Below are 19,159 nucleotides of genomic sequence, written 5' to 3'. Positions count from 1 at the left end.
TCAGATAATCAATCCGGCAATGGTCTCATTATCGGTAATGTCCTGATATGCCCAACCTGCCTCATCGAAACGTTTGAACAGCACGTCGAAATTAAGCTTGTTCTTGGTCTCGATGCCGATCAGGACGGAACCGAAATTACGCGCGGACTTCTTGAGATATTCGAAGCGCGCAACGTCATCGTCCGGTCCCAAAAGGTCAAGAAACGACCGCAAAGCGCCTGGCCGCTGGGGAAACCTGAAGATAAAATACTTCTTCAGTCCTTCGTAACGCAGGGACCGCTCCTTCAGCTCCGGCAGGCGTTCAAAATCGAAATTGCTGCCTGATATAACCAGAACGATCCTTTTGTTTTTGATATCGCTCTTCTTGAAATCCTTGAGCGCATCGATGGCGAGCGCGCCCGCGGGCTCAACAACGATGCCTTCGATGTTGAGCATCTCGAGGATAGTCGAGCTCAGGCGGTTTTCTGGAATCAAAGTCACAGAGTCTGCCGTGAAACCTTTGAGCAACTTGAAGTTTTCACGGCCGATCTCCGCAACTGCGGCGCCGTCGACGAAATTGTCCACGGTGTCGAGTCTGATACGTTTGCCTGCTTCGAGACTGCGTTTCAGGCTCGGCGCACCGGCTGGTTCAACGAAGCGGAAGCGGGTCTCCCAGCCGAGATCGGCAAGATAGCGTGTAACACCGCCGGAAAGCCCGCCACCCCCAACAGGCAAGATCATCAGGTCGGGCCTGCGCTTGTCCGGCAGCTGAGTAGCGATTTCATGCGCCACGGTCGCTTGCCCAGTGATGATATCCATGTGGTCGAAAGGCGGAACCATAATTGCCCCGCTTGTCGCAGCATAGTCCTGCGCGGCAGCGTAACATTGATCGAAAATATCTCCGAACAGACGAATTTCGATGAACTCGCCGCCAAAACTGCGCGTCTTGTCGATCTTTTGTTGCGGCGTCGTCACCGGCATGAAGACGACACCCTTTTTGCCAAAATGCCGGCAGATGAAGGCAAAACCCTGCGCGTGGTTTCCAGCCGAGGCACAAACGAAGGACGAATCCTCCGACTTGTGCTCACTCAAATAATGAGAGATGAAATTGAAAGCGCCCCTGATCTTATAGGATCGTACAGGCGACAGGTCTTCGCGCTTGAGCCAGATCTGCGCGCCGTATTTGTGGGAGAGATAATGGTTGAGTTGCAGTGGTGTTTCGGGAAATAGCACGCGCATTTTTTCCGTTGCGCGATCCACGGCCTTGATGAATGCAGTCATAGGAACAGGTCAACCTTCTCGAATGTCCGGACATCGATAATCCCGACATCAGATATACGCAATTCCGGAATGACCACCAGCGCCAGCAGCGAATGCTGCATATAGGCGTTGTTGAGAGTACAGCCCATCGCGCGCATAGCGTTGACGAGTTTATCCGCCTTTGCTGCGACGATTTCGGCGCGCTGATCAGACATCAGGCCAGCGATCGGCATTTCCACCATGGCAAGTTCTCGGCCCTTGGAAAACAGCACCACACCGCCGCCAACTTCGCCAAGCCTATTGGCAGCTTTGGCCATATCCTCTTTGTTTGTGCCAACGACAATCATGTGGTGGCTATCGTGGGCGACGGTTGAGGCCATGGCACAATCAAGCGTATAGCCAAAGCCGGAGACAAAGCCGTTAACTACCTTCCCCGTTCCACGATGCCTCTCGACGAGAGCGATTTGGGAGACATCATTGCGCCGATCCATCTGGACGATGCCGTCGGCGACTGACAACTCCGCTTCCAGTGCTTTCGTCGGCGCCTGATTTTCAATGACGCCGATCACACGCGCGGTAATCTGCTTTGCGGGTTTCGGGGACTTGATATCGAAATCCCCGGCCTTCAACTTCTTGCCGAGCTTGATCGTATTCTTGGCAAATGCTGGATAGTTGTAGGCAGGAATGTCAGCGATGAGCTTACCTTTCTCCGCCACAAGTACGCCACGCGCATAAACGCGGTCGATCGTCAGATTTGACAAGTCTGACACGATAAGGAAATCTGCAAGTCTTCCCGGTGTGATTGAGCCGATCTCGCGCTCCAGCCGAAAATGCTGCGCTGTATTGAGGGTCGCCATCTGGATCGCCGTCACAGGTTTCAGCCCCTGGGCTATGGCGTGACGCACAACACGGTCCATATGACCTTCGTTCACAAGCGTGCCGGAATGACTGTCATCAGTACACAGTATAAAATTGCGCGGATCGAGGCCCTGTTCCGTAACCGCTTTGATCTGGCGGGCAACATCATACCACGCCGATCCAAGACGCAGCATAGCCCGCATGCCTTGGCGCACACGGGCAATGGCGTCCTCAATACGGGTACCCTCGTGATCATCTTCAGGACCACCTGCAACATATCCATGAAAGGCTCGTCCAAGCTCAGGCGATGCAAAATGCCCCCCAACAGTCTTTCCGGCCCTTACGGTGGCGTCAATGCCACCCCGCATGGTTGCATCGTTGTTGGCAACTCCGGGAAAGTTCATCACCTCGCCGAGACCGATGATATTGGGCCACGTCATCGCTTCGGCAACGTCGTCCGGGCTTATGGAGGCACCTGCATTCTCCAACCCCGGTGCCGATGGAACGCAACTCGGCATCTGCACATGCACATTGATCGGCATGGCAAGCGCCTCGTCATGCATCAGGCGGACGCCATCGAGCCCCAACACATTGGCAATTTCGTGCGGATCGATGAACATCGACGTAGTACCATGAGGAATGACGGCGCGCGTAAACTCAGTCACCGTGACCATGCCGCTTTCGACGTGCATATGCGCGTCGCACAGACCAGGCACCAGATAACGTCCACCCGCGTCAACGACCTTCGTCTTCGGCCCGATGCAGTGCTCCGCTCCTTGCCCGACAAAGGCAAAACGCCCGGCTACGATGGCAAGATCGATACCAGCTATAATTTCTCCGGAATAGACGCTTACCAGACGACCGTTGCGGACAACCAGATCCGCATGTTTACGGCCCATTGCAACATCCACGAGCAACGGCGCTGATTCCGTCCATATCGCTGGTTTGGCTGCCTGTTTGCTCATCGTCATCACTCCGATCGCCTGATCTCTTGGCATATGCATATACCAAAAAACAACGTGACTGCCCTGTTCACAGTGGAATTCTCAAAAAATTCGGAGAAATCCATGAATTGCTTGACAGAACCACCATCGTTGCGTCCGATAGGTCTCATGCGCCGCGTCGAAAACGGAGTTGCCAATGACCGGGGAGAAATGTTGGCTGACTGCGGCAATTCACAAGCGTTGTTCTGGGAGGAAATTTAATGCTCAAACTCTTTACTTCACTGGCCGCCACAGCTGCCATTGCCCTCATCTCGGGTAGCGCATTTGCACAGGGTTATCCCGAACGCAGTATCACCATGGTCGTGCCGTTCGCGGCGGGTGGTCCGACCGATACCGTTACCAGACTTGTCGCCGAAAGCATGTCAAGGGACCTCGGTCAGCAAATCATCGTGGAAAATGTCGGCGGAGCGGGCGGCACACTAGGGGCCTCCCAGGTCGCGAAGGCCGACCCGGATGGATACACGCTGTTGCTACACCACATTGGCATGGCAACCAGCGCCACGCTATATCGCAAGCTGCCCTATGACACGCTCAACGCCTTCGAATATGTGGGGCTTGTCACAGATGTTCCGATGACCATTGTGGCAAAGAAGGATTTCGAGCCGACTGATCTCAAAGGCCTTGTTGAATTCGTCAAGGCAAATGCTGACAAGATTACCCTTGCGAATGCCGGTATTGGCGCAGCCTCCCATCTTTGCGGGATGTTGTTCATGAGTGAGATCAAAACGCCGCTGACAACTGTACCTTACAAAGGCACCGGTCCTGCCATGACAGATCTCCTCGGTGGTCAGGTGGATTTGATGTGCGACCAGACCACCAATACAACCAAACAGATCAAAGGCGGTACGATCAAAGCCTATGGAGTGACATCGGCCAAGAGACTCGATGCCCTTCCCGATCTTCCAACAGTCGCCGAAGCTGGCCTGCCGGGCATGCAGGTGGGTATCTGGCACGGCATTTACGCACCAAAAGGAACCCCTGAAGAGGTAACGCAGAAGCTTTCGGCATCTCTGCAAAAAGCATTGAAAGACCCGAGCATCATCGCTCGATTTGCTGAACTGGGTACAGTGCCGTCAACTGATGCTGAAGCAACACCTGCAGGGCTGAAGACGAAGCTTGAAAGCGAAGTGACCCGCTGGAAGCCGGTCATTGAAGCGGCCGGTCAATACGCTGATTAGTCGATTGTGGGCCGGGAGTGGGAGAGCGCTTCTGGCCCTTTTATGTAGCGTCAAACGGCGACAGGGAACATATGAAAGATCTTAGTTTTAGTTTACGCGATTTGATCTGCGGCGTGCTGTTCATACTCATAGGCCTTTTCTTTGCCATACAGGCATATGGCCTTGAAGTTGGCACTGCACTCCGCATGGGACCAGGTTATTTCCCGTTCGTATTGGCTGGCGTCCTTATCCTTCTTGGCATTATCGTCGTCATTCAGGGTACTCAGCTACAGCATGAACCAATGGGCCCAATTGCATGGCGCGGTATGCTATTCATTTTGCCAGCACCGATCTTGTTTGGCCTCACCGTCCGTGGGCTAGGCTTCGTCCCATCACTGTTTCTGACGGGACTGGTTGCGGCTTTTGCGAGTACGAAGATGCGCCCCGGAACCGCGCTCCTCCTGGTGGGCGGCCTGACCTTATTCTCTGTAATCGTATTCAGTTATGCGCTCGGCCTGCCCTTCCGGCGTTTTGGCCCTTGGCTGGGGCAGTGAGGCCGCGATATGGATCTTCTTAACAATCTCGAACTCGGATTTGCAACTGCAGCTTCGCCCTACAACCTTTTGTTCTGCTTCACCGGGGTCATCCTCGGCACGCTTATCGGGGTGCTTCCGGGTATCGGTGCGACTGCGACGATCGCCATGCTCCTGCCAATTACCTTTCAACTCGAACCAGTCTCGTCACTCATCATGCTGGCGGGCATCTACTACGGCGCACAATATGGCGGCTCAACTACAGCTATTCTCATCAACATGCCCGGGGAATCCTCGTCTGCTGTCACTGCTATCGATGGCTATCAGATGGCGCGCAAGGGTCGCGCAGGAGCCGCACTTGCAATCGCAGCGATAGGTTCGTTCTTTGCCGGAACGGTGTCGACCATACTGGTTGCCGTGTTTGCTCCGCCGTTGACAGCTGTTGCTTTGAGATTCGGGTCACCGGAATATTTCTCGCTTATGATCGTCGGCCTCGTTTCGTCCGTCGCACTCGCCCATGGTTCGGTGATCAAGGCACTCGGCATGGTGGTTCTTGGCCTGCTTCTCGGGCTCGTCGGGACAGACATTTATACCGGTACGCCTCGATTCAATCTCGGAATTCTCGAATTGTCTGATGGGTTGAATTTTGTTGCGCTTGCAGTCGGCGTGTTCGGCATTGCCGAAATTCTGCGTAACCTTGAAAACGAGCATGACCGCGATGTGATGATCAAAAAGGTTACCAACCTCTTGCCCACGCGACAGGATTGGAAGGAGATGACCGCACCGATCTTGCGTGGAACGGCAATTGGCTCTGCCCTCGGCATATTGCCCGGCGGCGGGGCAATTCTTGCCTCCTTCGCATCCTATACGGTCGAAAAACGGATCTCGAATACGCCTGGCGAATTTGGCAAAGGTGCCGTCGCCGGGGTGGCGGGCCCTGAATCAGCCAACAATGCCGGCGCGCAGACATCGTTCATCCCCATGCTGACACTTGGCATTCCGGCCAATCCGGTGATGGCCTTGATGATCGGCGCCATGATCATTCAAGGTATCGTCCCTGGTCCGAACGTTGCTACAGAACAGCCAGCCTTGTTCTGGGGAATCATCGCCTCCATGTGGATCGGCAATCTCATGTTGATTCTGCTTAATCTGCCGCTGATCGGACTTTGGGTTAAGCTGTTGACCATTCCCTATTACATGTTGTTTCCCGCCATCATCGCCTTCTGTTCAATCGGCGTTTACAGCGTCAATTCGAATGTGTTCGATCTATATGCTGTCGCCTTCTTCGGTCTCATCGGTTACGGGCTGGCAAAACTCCGCTGCGAACCGGCACCCCTGCTACTCGGCTTTGTGCTTGGACCGCTTTTGGAAGAGCATCTTCGCCGGGCCATGATCATGTCGCGCGGCGATCCCATGACCTTCCTCAATCGCCCTATCAGTCTCGGGCTCTTGTTACTCGCAGCAGCCGTTCTCGTGGTCGTGCTGCTGCCAAGCATCCGTAAGAAGCGCGATGAGGTTTTTGTCGAGGACTAGAGCATTAAAAGCGGCCCTACTTTGCCGGAACGATGAAATAGCTCACGCGTGCTGATTGATCGGGATAATATTTGTACGTGAGATCCACCTGCTTTACGTCTGCTGGCGGCGCAGCGATACCGGCGCCGTTCAGCAAACTTAAAACAGCCGGGTTCATCCCATCGCCGAACCAGACAAAAAGTGCGGGAAAGCGGATGCGTGACACGGCATTCGGCATTTCCAGATGCACCGGAATGATTGAATTATCGAGAAGACGCAGATTTCCCGGCAATTGCGGACCATTTGACACAACGGTCTGGTAAGTGCCCACGGCGCGCGTCACGGCGAAAAGCTTCGCGTAGTCCAGCTGGCCAATAGACGGCGCCTTACCATCACGAGCATATAGAATATTGACCGCCAATCCTGGAATTACGATAAGGCCGCAGATCGCACCGACAATCGCGAAGCGTTTCAACGGCAAGTCGGTTCGGATATAGCGCCCCAAAAGCGTTGCCAGATAGAGCGGACTCAAGAACAGAACCGGTTGGAGCCAGCGATCTTTCACCTCGGCAGCACCGCTGATGAGGACACCGACAAAAACAGCCGCCAGCGCAAACAGCAAGGTTCGGCCCACGAATTTTTCGGCGTCATTCCAAGGACGAGGCGAGAATATCTGTTCTGCCCTGCTTCGCCACCAGGCGATTGCAAAGAAAACCAGCGCTATTCCCGAAAAGAGAACGCCATTGAGAAACAGCTTCCACTCGCCGTGAAGACGACTGATAACGAAATTACCGCCCTCACCTATTTCGAATTTATGTGACCGCGCCAGAAGGTTCTCTGTATGCGAAAGCGTCCACAAGCCTGTAGGCGCTACGGCCGCAATGAATACAAGTGGCACCAGAATGCTCTTCCGCATCAAAAGAACGGTTCGATATTCAGGAATGGAAAAACCAGCCAAAATGAGCCCGATAAGGAAGAAACTCGCGTTGAATTTTCCGAGCAGGCCCGAAGCGATGCCAAGCCCCAGCAGTGCAGCAGAATGCCAGGAACGAGATTTCATATGCCAGGCGAACGCAAGGAATGCCCATGCGCAGCCAGTGGTCCCCCCTACCGAGTGAGTCAGTGTCCGTTGCGATTCCCACGCGATTTGAGGCAGCAGGAATATGCCTAGCATGCCAGCAGCAGCTACCGATTTAGACAGGCCGAGCAGACGTGCACCGAAATAAACACTGATGAATGAACTTGCAAGCATACCGAACTTGACGAGATAAATGGTAAACATGCTGATTCCGAGGAGATTTCCAGCGATGCTGTTTATCCATGTATAAAGCGGCGCCTGCGACCCGCCATATCCCCATTGCAGAGCACCGACATAGGCTAATTGCTCCGCGTCATCCACTCCCGCGCCATTCGAAATCGTCGTCAGAAAAAAGACCTGAAACGCAAAATAGAGAAGAACCAGCAAGAGTGCCGGATTTCGCGACGCTACTTTCGTCAAATTTGCGAGCGGAAATTGAAATGGAACAGCGGACATAGCGATTTCTTTGCTTCGAAGACCTCGCGTTCTAGTCCAGGTCGCAGCCCAAATCCACCGAAGATGATACTTTAGTCGTAAAACCTTAGTTTGAGCTGATAACGGAACAGCCTAAAAGCAGCGTTTTCCAAACGAATAAGGCATCCCGCTGTAAAAGAGCGTTGACGGAACCGCCCGAACCGTCGAAAAGCATTTGCGCGCGGACGTGGTGAAATCGGTAGACACAACAGACTTAAAATCTGTCGGCCATAGGTCATGCGGGTTCAAGTCCCGCCGTCCGCACCAGCGCGAGCGATTTCTACGGCAGTTGGATGCTGATTTTGCAATGCGCTCGACCTGAACGTGCTCCTTCGCGTTTCCTGACCGAAATGGCTTGCGGCTAGCCGGTTGGAGAATTACGGTCGCCTTCCCGCTAGGAGATTTTTTATGACTGATGAAGTTGTGACCGCAGCCATGCTGGCGATCGGCGACGAGTTGCTGTCAGGCCGGACAAAGGACAAGAACATAGGTCACCTGGCTGATATTCTTACAGCCATCGGTATCGATCTTGAAGAAGTTCGTATCGTTCCCGACGACGAGGATCGTATTGTCGAAGCGCTGAATGCCCTGCGGGAACGCTATGAGTACGTGTTTACGTCTGGCGGGATCGGACCAACGCACGACGATATAACGGCTGATGCAGTTGCAAAAGCGTTTGATGTGCCTTGTGAACACGACGCGGCAGCGATGAAACTCATGGGCGATAATTATGCGTCGCGCGGGATCGAATTCACCGAAAGCCGCCAGCGCATGGCGCGGATGCCACGCGGCTCGGCGCACATCGCCAATCCTGTTTCGACAGCACCCGGTTTCCATATTGGCAATGTCTACGTGATGGCAGGCGTCCCCTCCGTTTTTCAGGCTATGGTCGACAATGTGATTCCAACATTAAGGGTGGGCCAGAAGCTGCTGTCTCGCTCAGTGAACTGCCCATTTGGCGAAGGTGCTATTGCCGTTCCGCTGCGAAATATCCAGGCCACTCATCCAGATACGATCATCGGTTCTTATCCCAAATACGAAAACGGCAAATTCTCGACAGAACTGGTTATCAGGGCGCGCGAAGAAGAAAAACTTCTCGCGGCTGAATCAGCCGTCAAGGAGATGGTTGCAAATATCGCTTCTCAATCAGCACCATAAGCTGCCCTTGAACCACGCATGTTGTTCAAAATACAAAGCAACTATTGCGTGGAAGGCGTATAATGTTGCCCAATAGGTTCAAGGATGAACAACCTATGGAGGCTAACATGGCATTTCGGACGATCATCGCTTTCATTCGCAGCGAGCGTGAGGCAAAGAGGGTTATAAACGCCGCCAGGTTGATCGCTTCGTCGAGCGAGCGCACGCATATTATCGGCCTCTATACGATACCCTCCCCGATTGTTTATGCCGATCCCACGGGTTTTGCCGACACGACATTGTTCGAAGCCCATGAACAGCGCCATAAGGAAAACTCCGAAGCGATTTCGGCTCTTTTTGCGGCGGAGATGGCCACTGGAACCATCTCGCATGAGTTCCGCATCGTACGATCCGAAAGCAGCAGCCCGTCCGCCGGTGTTACGCAAAGCGCCCTCCGGGCCGACATCATCATCGCCGGTCAACCTGATCCTGATGATCCAGATAGCGTCAACGACGTCACCGACCCACTCGTCATGGAAAGCGGCCGACCTGTTCTGTTTGTCCCTTACAAAACGAAGCTGCCGGAAAAGATCGATCGTGTCGTCGTTGCATTCAATGGCAAGCGCGAAGCATCGCGCGCCGCATTCGATTCACTCCCCTTGCTGCTCAAGGCTCAAAGTGTCGATATCGTCTGGGTCGATCCCAAGAAATCCAACGATCCGAACGTCGATATCCCCGGCACACCGCTTTCTGACGCACTTCGCCGCCATGGGGTGAATGTCCATCCCCACACGATCAATTCGAACTCTGAATCTGCCGACAAGGTACTGCGACGCTGGATTGCGGAAAACAATGCGTCATTGTTCGTGATGGGCGCTTATAGCCAGTCCCGATTAAAGGAATGGGTCTTCGGTGGTGTAACCAGCTCTATAATGGCCGATATGCCCTGCTTGACATTGATGTCGCGCTGAACAGGCCGCCATAACCACACTTTTCTTGTCGGAACGGATCGCGGACAACGCAAGCGGCTTGCCAGCGGCTTGCTTTTACCGCTATTGCGAGATGCATTCCTGGCGGATTTTCCGCTACATTGCATTTTTCTGATGGAGTGCGCGCCATGTCCCTTCCCGACAAAGCTTTTCCGGTCTCCTGGGACCAGTTCCATAGGGATGCCCGCGCCTTGGCCTGGCGCGTTGCCGGCATGCAGCGTGAATGGCGCGCCATGGTCGCAATTACGCGTGGTGGATTGGTCCCGGCTGCCATCATCTGTCGCGAGCTTGGCATCCGCATGATCGAGACGGTATGCATTGCCTCCTACCACGACTATGACGAGCAAGGCGAACTCAAGGTCCTGAAGAATGTCGATCCACGGCTTCTGGAGAACGAAGGCGAAGGCATTCTGGTCGTTGACGACCTGACCGATACAGGTAAGACCGCTGCCATCGTGCGCGCAATGATGCCCAAAGCGCATTTTGCCACCGTTTATGCCAAACCCAAGGGGCGCCCGCTCATCGACACGTTCGTAACGGAAGTCTCACAGGATACGTGGATCTATTTCCCGTGGGACATGGGCCTGACCTACCAGGAACCGATTACCAAGGGCCATGGCGGATAAACGTTCTAAAGCCAGCCGCTCTTCCGGAACCGCCAGAATAGCGTCAAGCACACAAGTCCGATCGCTCCCAACACCCAGTAGTACCCATTGGGAGAATCGAGCTCCGGCATGTGCTTGAAATTCATGCCGTAAATGCCGGCGATAGCTGTCGGTACCGCCAATATCGCCGCCCAAGAGGCCAAGCGCTTGGAAATGACCGTTTCCTGACTTTGGCCAACGAGTAGACTCGCTTCGAAGGCAAAGGCCAAAACCTCACGCAAACCATCGATCTTTTCCTGAACGGTGCGGACGTGATCAGTGACGTCTCTGAAATGCGGCTGCATCGCTGTCTGGATCTGGGGCAGCTCTGTATTGCTTAGTCGTCCGCATACATCGACAAGCGGTCCAATCGCATTGCGCAGGCGTAAAAGATCACGGCGCAGCATATACAGACGCTCGATATCGCTGCTGGTCATAGGTTTCGCCAGTACGCGATCCTCGATCGATTCCACTTCATCATGAATCGCTTCCAGCACCGGCATGTAGTTGTCGACTATAAAATCCAGGATTGCGTAGAGGATGAAATCTTCACCTTTCGCAAGCGCATAAGGTGACGTCTCCCAATGTTTGCGGACGGCCGCATAAGACGTCGAGGCTCCATGACGAACACTCACAATATATCCCTTGCCAAGGAAAACATGCGTTTCACCAAACTCGACACGGCCGTCGATCAGTTGTGCTGTTCGCGCGACGATAAAAATCGCATCGCCGTATTGCTCGAGCTTGGACGCTGATGAGCGTGTTCCGCATCCTCAATAGCCAAGCTATGCAGGCCGAATTGCTTTTGAACCCGATGCAGAACTTCCCCGTCCGGCTCTAACAACCCGATCCAGACGACGTGCCCTTCCTTATGAGCCCACATTCCAGCTTCATCGATCGAGATGTCTGCTATGCGTTGGCCGTTGGCGTAGACACATGACGCTACGACACTGACGTTTTCATCCTCTGGTGAATTTGTAGCACCGAAAGGCGGAGCGTCTTCAAACGACGGTCTGGAAGATGTCATTGTCCCTCCCACTTTTCGCACACGTTATCCCTTGTGGTCCAACCTTTCCAGTTATCCGTTAGTCGGGCGTTGGCGGTACACGTTCCAGTCGGGTGTGCTTTTTTTGCACTGCTGTTCAAAAAATGTCATAAGTCGCATATATGCAGCAAACCGTAGCTAGAGAACGATTGCACATTATTCGAATCGGTTCACACTTGCTGAAAACAAGCTGGAATGAGCGGAATATTGAACGTAACCTATCAAAACGAAATCGTAACGGACAAGCGGATCGAAATGCCGGATGGCAGGATTTGTCAGGTCGCTGCGCTCGTTTACCGTCTGAAGAAAAAACGATCTGAAATATTGTTGATCACGAGTCGCGGAACGGGCCGCTGGGTGCTGCCCAAGGGGTGGCCGCAGGTTGGCAAGACGTTCGCCCAGTCTGCGCAAAGGGAGGCGTATGAAGAGGCCGGTGTGCGCGGCGATATGGCACCCTTTTCCATCGGTACATACACATACGAAAAACATGATGTATGTGATGGTGAATGCGGCGATTTCGTCGTTGACGTTTTTCCTATGCATTTTTCGCACCAAGAGAAGAACTGGCCTGAGCGCGGCGAACGCCGGCTCGATTGGGTCAGCATCGACGAGGCTGGCCAGCGCGTGGAAGAACTCGGGTTGAAAAGCCTTCTTGCAAGCTTTGATCTTGGGGCTTTAGCCGATCACTAAGCGTCGCGACGCTTACAATGCACTTCCATCTCAACTCAACTTCTTTGTTTTTCCAGTGTGGTGGCCTTTCCCCAGAGATTTTGCACGCCGCTAGCTGGCGAAAATTTCTTTAGGTTTCTCCCCGTTATCCACATATGTGACACACAAGATATTGCGGTCACAATTATGTAAAAAACTATGACTTGACGCTTGCATGCGAGTCATTTTTTATGGTGAACGGCGTTGCGTTAGTGGCGTGACCGGAGTGTCTGTAACCGGCTTTTTTCCAGTTTACCCAGTGTTTACCAGAGCTTGCACTCTATCGCGCGTGCAAGGGATGGATCACGTCTGGTCGGAAAAAACGCCTGCGCACAAGTCGATTATTTTGTTGGGTAAATGGCCAATTAACACTATATTTAGTGTTTACAGGCAGAATGTTTACCAGATAGTGTGACAGTCCTTAAGGGGTCAGAATCACACAACAGGCGTCAAAAATAAGGGCCACCAAGCCCGGAAATGACGCGGGGAACCGCGTCGATAAGGGCGAAGGTGTAGCAGCCGGTTTCAGCCATTTGGAATCGGTTAGGGCGGAATTGTGTCCATTCACGCACAGCTCTTCACACGGCGCCTGATGGATACTATATATAGAGACGAGGACGAGAAACATGCGGATCGAACGGCGTTTTACCAAAGAGAATCAATCAGCCTATGCGGAAATCGACTTTCGCGTAGCCACGAGTGAGATCAAAAACCCGGACGGATCTGTCGTGTTCCGTTTGGAGAATATCGATGTTCCGGCCCAGTTCAGTCAGGTGGCGGCCGATATCCTCGCACAGAAGTATTTCCGTAAGGCTGGTGTGCCTGCCAAGCTGAAGAAGGTTGAGGAAAACTCGGTTCCATCTTGGTTGTGGCGCTCGGTTGCCGATGACGATGCTTTGGCTGCGTTGCCTGTTGAAGAACGCTACGGCTCCGAGATGGATGCGCGCCAAGTCTTCGATCGTCTCGCCGGCACCTGGACCTATTGGGGTTGGAAGGGCAAGTATTTCGATAGCGAAGCCGATGCCCTCGCCTTCCGTGACGAACTTGCCTACATGCTCGCCACCCAGCGCGTTGCGCCTAATTCGCCGCAATGGTTCAATACAGGCTTGCACTGGGCCTATGGTATCGATGGTCCCGGTCAGGGCCACTATTATGTCGATCCGGACACCGGCAAGCTGACCAAGTCCAAATCTTCTTATGAACATCCGCAACCGCATGCTTGCTTCATCCAGTCTGTCGCGGACGATCTGGTCAATGAAGGCGGCATCATGGACCTTTGGGTTCGCGAAGCACGCCTGTTCAAATATGGTTCCGGCACAGGTTCAAACTTTTCCTTCCTTCGCGGCGAAGGCGAAAAACTGTCTGGTGGCGGTCGTTCCTCCGGCCTCATGTCCTTCCTCAAAATTGGTGACCGCGCTGCCGGCGCTATAAAGTCGGGCGGCACAACACGCCGTGCGGCCAAGATGGTCGTCGTTGACGTGGACCACCCTGATATCGAGGAATATATCGATTGGAAGGTAAAGGAAGAGCAGAAGGTTGCAGCTCTCGTCACTGGTTCCAAGATCGTCAAGCAGCACCTCGCCGCCATCATGAAGGCTTGCGTCAATTGCGAAGCCGACAATGGCGACTGCTACGAGCCAACCAAAAATCCGGCGCTGAAGCGTGAAATCAAGGCTGCCAAGAAAAATCAGGTTCCAGAGAATTATATCCAGCGCGTAATCCAGTTTGCCAAGCAAGGCTACACGGATATCGACTTCAAGACCTATGACACCGACTGGGACTCGGAAGCCTATCTGACGGTAGCCGGTCAGAACTCCAATAATTCCGTTTCGCTCAAGGACGAGTTCCTGCGCGCTGTCGAAAATGACGGCAACTGGAACCTGACCGCCCGCAAGGACGGCAGGGTAATGAAGACGTTGAAGGCGCGCGATCTTTGGGAAAAGATTGGTTATGCAGCATGGGCGTCTGCTGATCCGGGGCTTCACTTCAACACCACGATGAATGATTGGCACACCTGCCCTGCTGCTGGTCCGATCCGCGCATCCAATCCATGCTCGGAATATATGTTCCTGGACGATACGGCTTGCAATCTGGCCTCGATCAACCTCCTGACATATCGCGGCAAGGACGGCAAGATCGATGTTGCCGGCTTTGAGCATTCCGCTCGTCTGTGGACGATCGTACTCGAGATTTCGGTGATGATGGCGCAATTCCCCTCCAAGGAAATCGCCAAGCTCTCCTACGAATACCGAACGCTCGGTCTGGGTTACGCCAATATTGGCGGCCTGCTGATGACTTCGGGTATCCCCTATGACAGCGCCGAAGGCCGTGCGATCGGCGGTGCACTCACTGCGATCATGACCGGCACCGCCTATGCAACATCCGCCGAGATGGCCAAGGAGCTTGGTGCGTTCAATGGCTATGCCCCGAATGCTGCCAACATGCTGCGCGTCATCCGCAACCATCGCCGCGCCGCGCATGGCGAAAATCAGGGCTATGAAGGCCTCGCTGTAAATCCTGTGGCTTTGATTGCGGCTGACTGCCCGGATCAGGATCTGATCACGCACGCAAAGGCAGCATGGGACAAGGCACTGAAGCTTGGCGAAAAGCATGGCTACCGTAACGCGCAAGCGACAGTTATCGCGCCGACCGGCACGATCGGCTTGGTCATGGACTGCGACACAACTGGCATCGAGCCGGACTTTGCGCTGGTCAAATTCAAGAAGCTGGCTGGTGGCGGCTACTTCAAGATCATCAATCGTGCCGTGCCTGAAGCTCTGCGCACCTTGGGCTACTCGGAAAGCCAGATCGCAGAGATCGAAGCTTACGCTGTTGGTCATGGCAATCTCAACCAGGCACCCGGCATCAACCCCGGTTCGCTGAAAGCCAAAGGCTTCACCGACGAGATCATTGCCACGCTCAACACGGCCTTGAAGTCGGCTTTTGACATCAAATTCGCAGTTAACAAGTGGACGATTGGCGAAGACTTTGCGAAGAATGTCCTCGGCTTCACCGACGAGCAGCTTAATGACATCTCCTTCGAGATATTGCCGGCACTCGGCTTCTCCAAGAAGGAAATCGAAGCCGCCAACATCCACATTTGCGGCGCGATGACACTTGAAGGTGCTCCCTTCCTCAAGGAAGAGCACTACCCGGTTTTCGATTGCGCCAATCCTTGCGGCAAGATCGGCAAGCGTTATCTTTCCGTCGACAGCCACATCCGAATGATGGCTGCGGCCCAGCCCTTCATCTCCGGCGCGATCTCCAAGACCATCAATATGGCGAACGAAGCAACTGTCGAGGATTGCAAGTCCGCTTATATGCTCTCCTGGAAGTTGGCACTGAAAGCCAATGCGCTCTACCGCGATGGATCCAAGCTCTCACAGCCGCTGAATTCTTCGTTGCTCGCCGATGATGACGAGGATGAAGACGATGCAATCGAGGCGCTGATCGAAGCGCCAGCAGCCGCCCGTGCCGTTCAGGTCACAGAAAAGATCGTAGAGCGTATTGTCGAACGCTATGTCCATGATCGTGAGAAGTTGCCGAACCGCCGCAAGGGTTATACCCAGAAGGCAGTCGTTGGCGGTCACAAGGTCTATCTGCGGACGGGTGAGTTCGACGATGGCCGTCTCGGCGAAATTTTCATCGACATGCACAAGGAAGGCGCCGCCTTCCGGGCAATGATGAACAACTTCGCCATCGCCATCTCGCTGGGGTTGCAATATGGCGTGCCGCTGGAGGAATATGTGGAGGCCTTCACCTTCACGAAGTTCGAACCTGCTGGCATGGTTCAGGGTAATGATGCAATCAAGAATGCTACATCGATCCTCGATTATCTCTTCCGCGAGCTCGCTGTCTCCTATCTTGACCGCCATGATCTTGCCCACGTAGACCAGTCCGACTTCTCCAATACCTCGCTTGGCCGCGGTATTTCCGAAGGCAAGGCGGAACCAGTCTCCAAGGGTCTGACACGCGGTGCTTCGCTGAAGGTGGTTTCGCCGAACAAGGCTGATCCCAAGGGTTTTAGCAGCGCAGGGGGAACAGGCGCCGTCAACGCGCCGAAGGCAACTGCGTCATCAAATGTCACGACCCTCGCCAGCCGCACTGTAACTGCGACCGCTGTGAAACCAACGATTGCAGTGGTCAGCCAGGAATCGGCGGCCTTCAAGCGCGACTATGAAGAGCGTGCCAAGGATCAGCCAGATGCAACTCCCGCCTCTGCCCTGTTCGAGGACACTGATGCAGAGGCCGCAGCCGAAGAAGCTAAAGCCGAAGCAAAGAAGGTGATGTCGGATCGCCGCATCAAATCGATGATGCAGGGCTATACCGGCGACAGTTGCTCGGAGTGCTCGAACTTCACGATGGTCCGTAATGGAACGTGCTTGAAGTGTGACACCTGCGGCAATACTTCCGGGTGCAGTTGAGTCCCGATAAGTAAACTCCCACCCAATAGCGGCGGACAAATCCCTGAGCGATATCGAGAGTTCGATATCGCTCAGTTCATTTCTTAGCGTTTAGATCATCGTGTACATTGCTATAGATAAATGCGACAGTCCAACGGTGCGGTCACGACAATGGGTCTATCTTCAAAAAGCGCTTTGAGAACGATTTTGCGAATCGATTTTCCTCACAATGAGAAAATCGGTCGTGGGAAGATGCAATTGCTTGAGCATATTCGTGAAACGGGCTCCATTTCAGCCGCTGGTCGTGCCATGGATATGTCGTACCGTCGCGCCTGGCTTCTGGTCAGTGCGATGAACGCGATGTTTTCACAGCCGGTCGTGGATTCTCAGCGCGGCGGCAAACGAGGCGGCGGCGCTGTGGTCACCGAATTCGGCGAGAAATTGCTCAGCCGCTTTCGCACCATGGAACAGAAAATCGAAACCGCTGTTGCGTCAGATATTGCTTGGCTCGATGCGAATCGCAGCCACAGCGTGTCCTCGGCATCCGAGGCCGATATCAGTGGGGCTCCAACGCGACGGTCTTGATAATCGCAAAGACGAGCATGCCCGGCCGCAGATCAAGCCTTCCGCAGGATAACTCAGTAATGCGGGCCAAGATTGTCGTTCCCTGGCAATCGACTTGAACATCAGCTATGCCCGACTCGAAGGTGATTGCGCTCACTGTCCCTTCGAGAATATTGAGCGCACTTAGCTGTTCAGGGCGAATCGTCGAAAGCATTACATCCTTGGCAAGGATATGGACTCGAACGCTTTTCCCCACGGCGACTTCTGTGCCTGAAACATAAATTTTGGATGTTTTGAACCCGATGGTCGTTAGCTTGTGCATCGGATCGTAATTTAGGACCTTCCCCTCCACCAATGAACCCGCTTCGCGGCGATCGGTTGTGATTGAAATTGAGGTGTGGCTCAAGACATCGGCTGCGGCGCCGGCCATTGCCACCTTGCCTTCGCTCATAACAATGACACGATCGGCAAGACGTGCCACTTCTGAAACCGAGTGGCTCACATAAATGATCGGGATACTCATTTCATCGCGCAGAGCTTCGAGATAGGGAAGGATTTCGATCTTCCTTGTATCGTCGAGCGCCGCTAGCGGTTCGTCCATAAGGAGCATGCGTGGCGACGACAACAAGGCACGGCCGATCGCGACGCGCTGCTTTTCTCCGCCTGATAGTTTGCCCGGACGCCTGTCCAGAATAGCGCCAATACCAAGAAGATCGATAACCTTCGACAAATCGTCCGAGCGTCGTGATTTCGGAGTAAACCAGCGGCCGTAGTTGAGATTCTGCTGAACTGTCAGATGGGGAAAGAGCCGCCCTTCCTGAAACACATATCCGAAACAGCGCTTGTGTTTGGGAACGAATATTCCCTTCTTCGTATCAACCAGTACGTCGCCGTCAAAAACGACCCTGCCCTGGTCCGGCGGTGAAAGGCCCGCAAGGATGCGGATGATCGATGTTTTTCCCGAACCTGAACGTCCAAACAACGCCGTGACACCGCGGTCGGACGTGAAGGCGGCATCAAGTACGAATTTTCCAAGCGCGTGTTTTGCTTCAAAAGTCAGGGTCATTCGATGTCTACCCTGCGTCCGACAAGGTAGCCCATGAATTCCGAAGCCATTAAAGCAGCCATGGAGATGATGACTGATATGATGGTCAAGCGAAAGGCACCCGCATCGCCACCCGGCACCTGTGTGAAGGTGTAAATTGCAGCCGAAAGCGTCTGGGTTTCTCCGGGGATATTGGAAACGAACGTTATCGTCGCACCAAATTCGCCCATTGCCTTGGCAAAGGAAAGAATCATGCCGGCGATGATGCCTGGCAGGATGAGCGGCAAGGTGACCGTCGCGAATACCCATAGCGGACTTGCACCGAGCGTACCGGCGGCATCTTCAAGCTTCCGGTCCACTGCTTCTACAGATAGCCGGATACTGCGAACCATCAATGGAAAACCCATCACCCCGCAGGCCAATGCTGCGCCCGTCCAGCGGAACGATAGTACAATACCAAAATGCTCGGCCAGAAACGCTCCGATCGGGCCACGTCGACCAAAGAGTATGAGTAGAATAAAGCCGGTGACGACAGGAGGTAAAATCAACGGGAGATGGATTAAGCCATTGAGGATGGACTTGCCCCAGAACTTTCCTCGAGCCAGCAGCAGACCAACGAGAATGCCGAGAGGCAGACTTGTAAGCATCGCGACGAACGCGATTCGAAGGCTAAGGTGGACCGCAGTCCATTCTTCATTGCTCAGTGAGAACCAGTCCACGAATGTCAGCCCCGCCTCATGTTCTGTAGTAAGTCTCCCGCAGCACCAGA

At 53.9% G+C, this 19,159-nt stretch carries 14 protein-coding genes, 1 tRNA gene and 1 pseudogene; 10 read left to right on the top strand and 6 right to left on the bottom strand.

Annotated elements, in window-relative coordinates; all coding sequences use genetic code 11:
• Together ilvA and ade are read right to left on the bottom strand one after the other, a co-directional pair.
• Positions 1-1,260, bottom strand: a complete 1,260-nt coding sequence (gene ilvA, locus N8E88_RS25905; protein WP_262293093.1) for a threonine ammonia-lyase IlvA — start codon at positions 1,258-1,260, stop codon at positions 1-3.
• Positions 1,257-3,062 carry an adenine deaminase gene (gene ade / locus N8E88_RS25900; protein ID WP_262293092.1) on the bottom strand — a complete coding sequence of 602 codons (1,806 nt, stop codon included), beginning with the start codon at positions 3,060-3,062 and terminating at the stop codon, positions 1,257-1,259. The genes ilvA and ade overlap by 4 nt, the downstream gene beginning before the upstream one ends.
• A gap of 239 nt (positions 3,063-3,301) precedes the next feature.
• Between ade and N8E88_RS25895 the strand changes: the two genes are divergently transcribed.
• The 3 genes from N8E88_RS25895 to N8E88_RS25885 all read left to right on the top strand — a co-directional run bounded on the left by N8E88_RS25895 (position 3,302) and on the right by N8E88_RS25885 (position 6,324).
• The gene (locus tag N8E88_RS25895) at positions 3,302-4,279 is read left to right on the top strand and encodes a tripartite tricarboxylate transporter substrate binding protein BugD (RefSeq protein WP_262293091.1); all 978 of its coding nucleotides are present in this window, start codon (positions 3,302-3,304) and stop codon (positions 4,277-4,279) included.
• Between the two features lie 71 nt (positions 4,280-4,350).
• Entirely contained in the window at positions 4,351-4,812 is a 462-nt protein-coding gene (locus N8E88_RS25890) for a tripartite tricarboxylate transporter TctB family protein (RefSeq protein WP_262293090.1), read from the top strand.
• Positions 4,813-4,821: 9 nt separating this feature from the next.
• The gene (locus tag N8E88_RS25885; protein ID WP_262293089.1) at positions 4,822-6,324 is read left to right on the top strand and encodes a tripartite tricarboxylate transporter permease; all 1,503 of its coding nucleotides are present in this window, start codon (positions 4,822-4,824) and stop codon (positions 6,322-6,324) included.
• 16 nt (positions 6,325-6,340) lie between these two features.
• Here N8E88_RS25885 and N8E88_RS25880 read toward each other — a convergent pair whose 3' ends face one another.
• Positions 6,341-7,837 carry an ArnT family glycosyltransferase gene (locus N8E88_RS25880; protein ID WP_262293088.1) on the bottom strand — a complete coding sequence of 499 codons (1,497 nt, stop codon included), beginning with the start codon at positions 7,835-7,837 and terminating at the stop codon, positions 6,341-6,343.
• Positions 7,838-8,036: 199 nt separating this feature from the next.
• On the opposite strand from N8E88_RS25880, the gene N8E88_RS25875 reads away from it, so the two are divergent.
• From N8E88_RS25875 to gpt, 4 genes are all read left to right on the top strand, one after another.
• Positions 8,037-8,122 (top strand) — tRNA-Leu (locus N8E88_RS25875).
• A 141-nt stretch (positions 8,123-8,263) separates the two neighbouring features.
• The gene (locus N8E88_RS25870) at positions 8,264-9,013 is read left to right on the top strand and encodes a competence/damage-inducible protein A (protein WP_262295629.1); all 750 of its coding nucleotides are present in this window, start codon (positions 8,264-8,266) and stop codon (positions 9,011-9,013) included.
• A 107-nt stretch (positions 9,014-9,120) separates the two neighbouring features.
• Positions 9,121-9,963, top strand: a complete 843-nt coding sequence (locus N8E88_RS25865; RefSeq protein ID WP_262293087.1) for a universal stress protein — start codon at positions 9,121-9,123, stop codon at positions 9,961-9,963.
• A gap of 146 nt (positions 9,964-10,109) precedes the next feature.
• A complete protein-coding gene (gene gpt / locus N8E88_RS25860) occupies positions 10,110-10,607 on the top strand; it encodes a xanthine phosphoribosyltransferase (protein WP_114428916.1) in 498 nt (165 codons plus the stop codon).
• A 5-nt stretch (positions 10,608-10,612) separates the two neighbouring features.
• Here the strand turns inward: gpt and N8E88_RS25855 are convergent.
• Positions 10,613-11,652: pseudogene (locus tag N8E88_RS25855) on the bottom strand (magnesium and cobalt transport protein CorA).
• A gap of 273 nt (positions 11,653-11,925) precedes the next feature.
• On the opposite strand from N8E88_RS25855, the gene N8E88_RS25850 reads away from it, so the two are divergent.
• From N8E88_RS25850 to N8E88_RS25840, 3 genes are all read left to right on the top strand, one after another.
• Entirely contained in the window at positions 11,926-12,360 is a 435-nt protein-coding gene (locus N8E88_RS25850; protein ID WP_262293086.1) for an NUDIX hydrolase, read from the top strand.
• Positions 12,361-13,004: 644 nt separating this feature from the next.
• On the top strand, positions 13,005-16,802 hold the full coding sequence (locus N8E88_RS25845) for a vitamin B12-dependent ribonucleotide reductase (protein ID WP_262293085.1): 3,798 nt from the start codon (positions 13,005-13,007) through the stop codon (positions 16,800-16,802).
• A gap of 150 nt (positions 16,803-16,952) precedes the next feature.
• A complete protein-coding gene (locus N8E88_RS25840; RefSeq protein WP_262293084.1) occupies positions 16,953-17,366 on the top strand; it encodes a winged helix-turn-helix domain-containing protein in 414 nt (137 codons plus the stop codon).
• Here N8E88_RS25840 and modC read toward each other — a convergent pair.
• Both modC and modB read right to left on the bottom strand, forming a co-directional pair.
• Positions 17,338-18,411, bottom strand: coding sequence for a molybdenum ABC transporter ATP-binding protein (gene modC / locus N8E88_RS25835; RefSeq protein WP_262293083.1), 1,074 nt, complete (start codon positions 18,409-18,411; stop codon positions 17,338-17,340). The genes N8E88_RS25840 and modC overlap by 29 nt on opposite strands.
• Complete coding sequence (modB, locus tag N8E88_RS25830) at positions 18,408-19,109, bottom strand: molybdate ABC transporter permease subunit (protein WP_262293082.1); 702 nt, start codon at positions 19,107-19,109, stop codon at positions 18,408-18,410. The genes modC and modB overlap by 4 nt, the downstream gene beginning before the upstream one ends.
• Between the last annotated feature and the right edge of the window lie 50 nt (positions 19,110-19,159).

Source organism: Phyllobacterium zundukense (assembly GCF_025452195.1).
GTDB classification, from domain to species: domain Bacteria; phylum Pseudomonadota; class Alphaproteobacteria; order Rhizobiales; family Rhizobiaceae; genus Phyllobacterium; species Phyllobacterium zundukense_A.
This window is presented reverse-complemented; position numbering and strand designations above follow the sequence as displayed.

Bases quoted from the DNA above. Each gene is read 5' to 3' on its own strand.
- gpt (WP_114428916.1), top strand. From the start codon at position 10,110: ATGTCCCTTCCCGACAAAGCTTTTCCGGTCTCCTGGGACCAGTTCCAT.
- N8E88_RS25880 (WP_262293088.1), bottom strand. From the start codon at position 7,837: ATGTCCGCTGTTCCATTTCAATTTCCGCTCGCAAATTTGACGAAAGTA.
- ade (WP_262293092.1), bottom strand. From the start codon at position 3,062: ATGAGCAAACAGGCAGCCAAACCAGCGATATGGACGGAATCAGCGCCG.
- N8E88_RS25850 (WP_262293086.1), top strand. From the start codon at position 11,926: ATGCCGGATGGCAGGATTTGTCAGGTCGCTGCGCTCGTTTACCGTCTG.
- modC (WP_262293083.1), bottom strand. From the start codon at position 18,411: ATGACCCTGACTTTTGAAGCAAAACACGCGCTTGGAAAATTCGTACTT.
- N8E88_RS25890 (WP_262293090.1), top strand. From the start codon at position 4,351: ATGAAAGATCTTAGTTTTAGTTTACGCGATTTGATCTGCGGCGTGCTG.
- N8E88_RS25845 (WP_262293085.1), top strand. From the start codon at position 13,005: ATGCGGATCGAACGGCGTTTTACCAAAGAGAATCAATCAGCCTATGCG.
- N8E88_RS25885 (WP_262293089.1), top strand. From the start codon at position 4,822: ATGGATCTTCTTAACAATCTCGAACTCGGATTTGCAACTGCAGCTTCG.
- N8E88_RS25840 (WP_262293084.1), top strand. From the start codon at position 16,953: ATGGGTCTATCTTCAAAAAGCGCTTTGAGAACGATTTTGCGAATCGAT.
- N8E88_RS25865 (WP_262293087.1), top strand. From the start codon at position 9,121: ATGGCATTTCGGACGATCATCGCTTTCATTCGCAGCGAGCGTGAGGCA.
- N8E88_RS25870 (WP_262295629.1), top strand. From the start codon at position 8,264: ATGACTGATGAAGTTGTGACCGCAGCCATGCTGGCGATCGGCGACGAG.
- ilvA (WP_262293093.1), bottom strand. From the start codon at position 1,260: ATGACTGCATTCATCAAGGCCGTGGATCGCGCAACGGAAAAAATGCGC.
- N8E88_RS25895 (WP_262293091.1), top strand. From the start codon at position 3,302: ATGCTCAAACTCTTTACTTCACTGGCCGCCACAGCTGCCATTGCCCTC.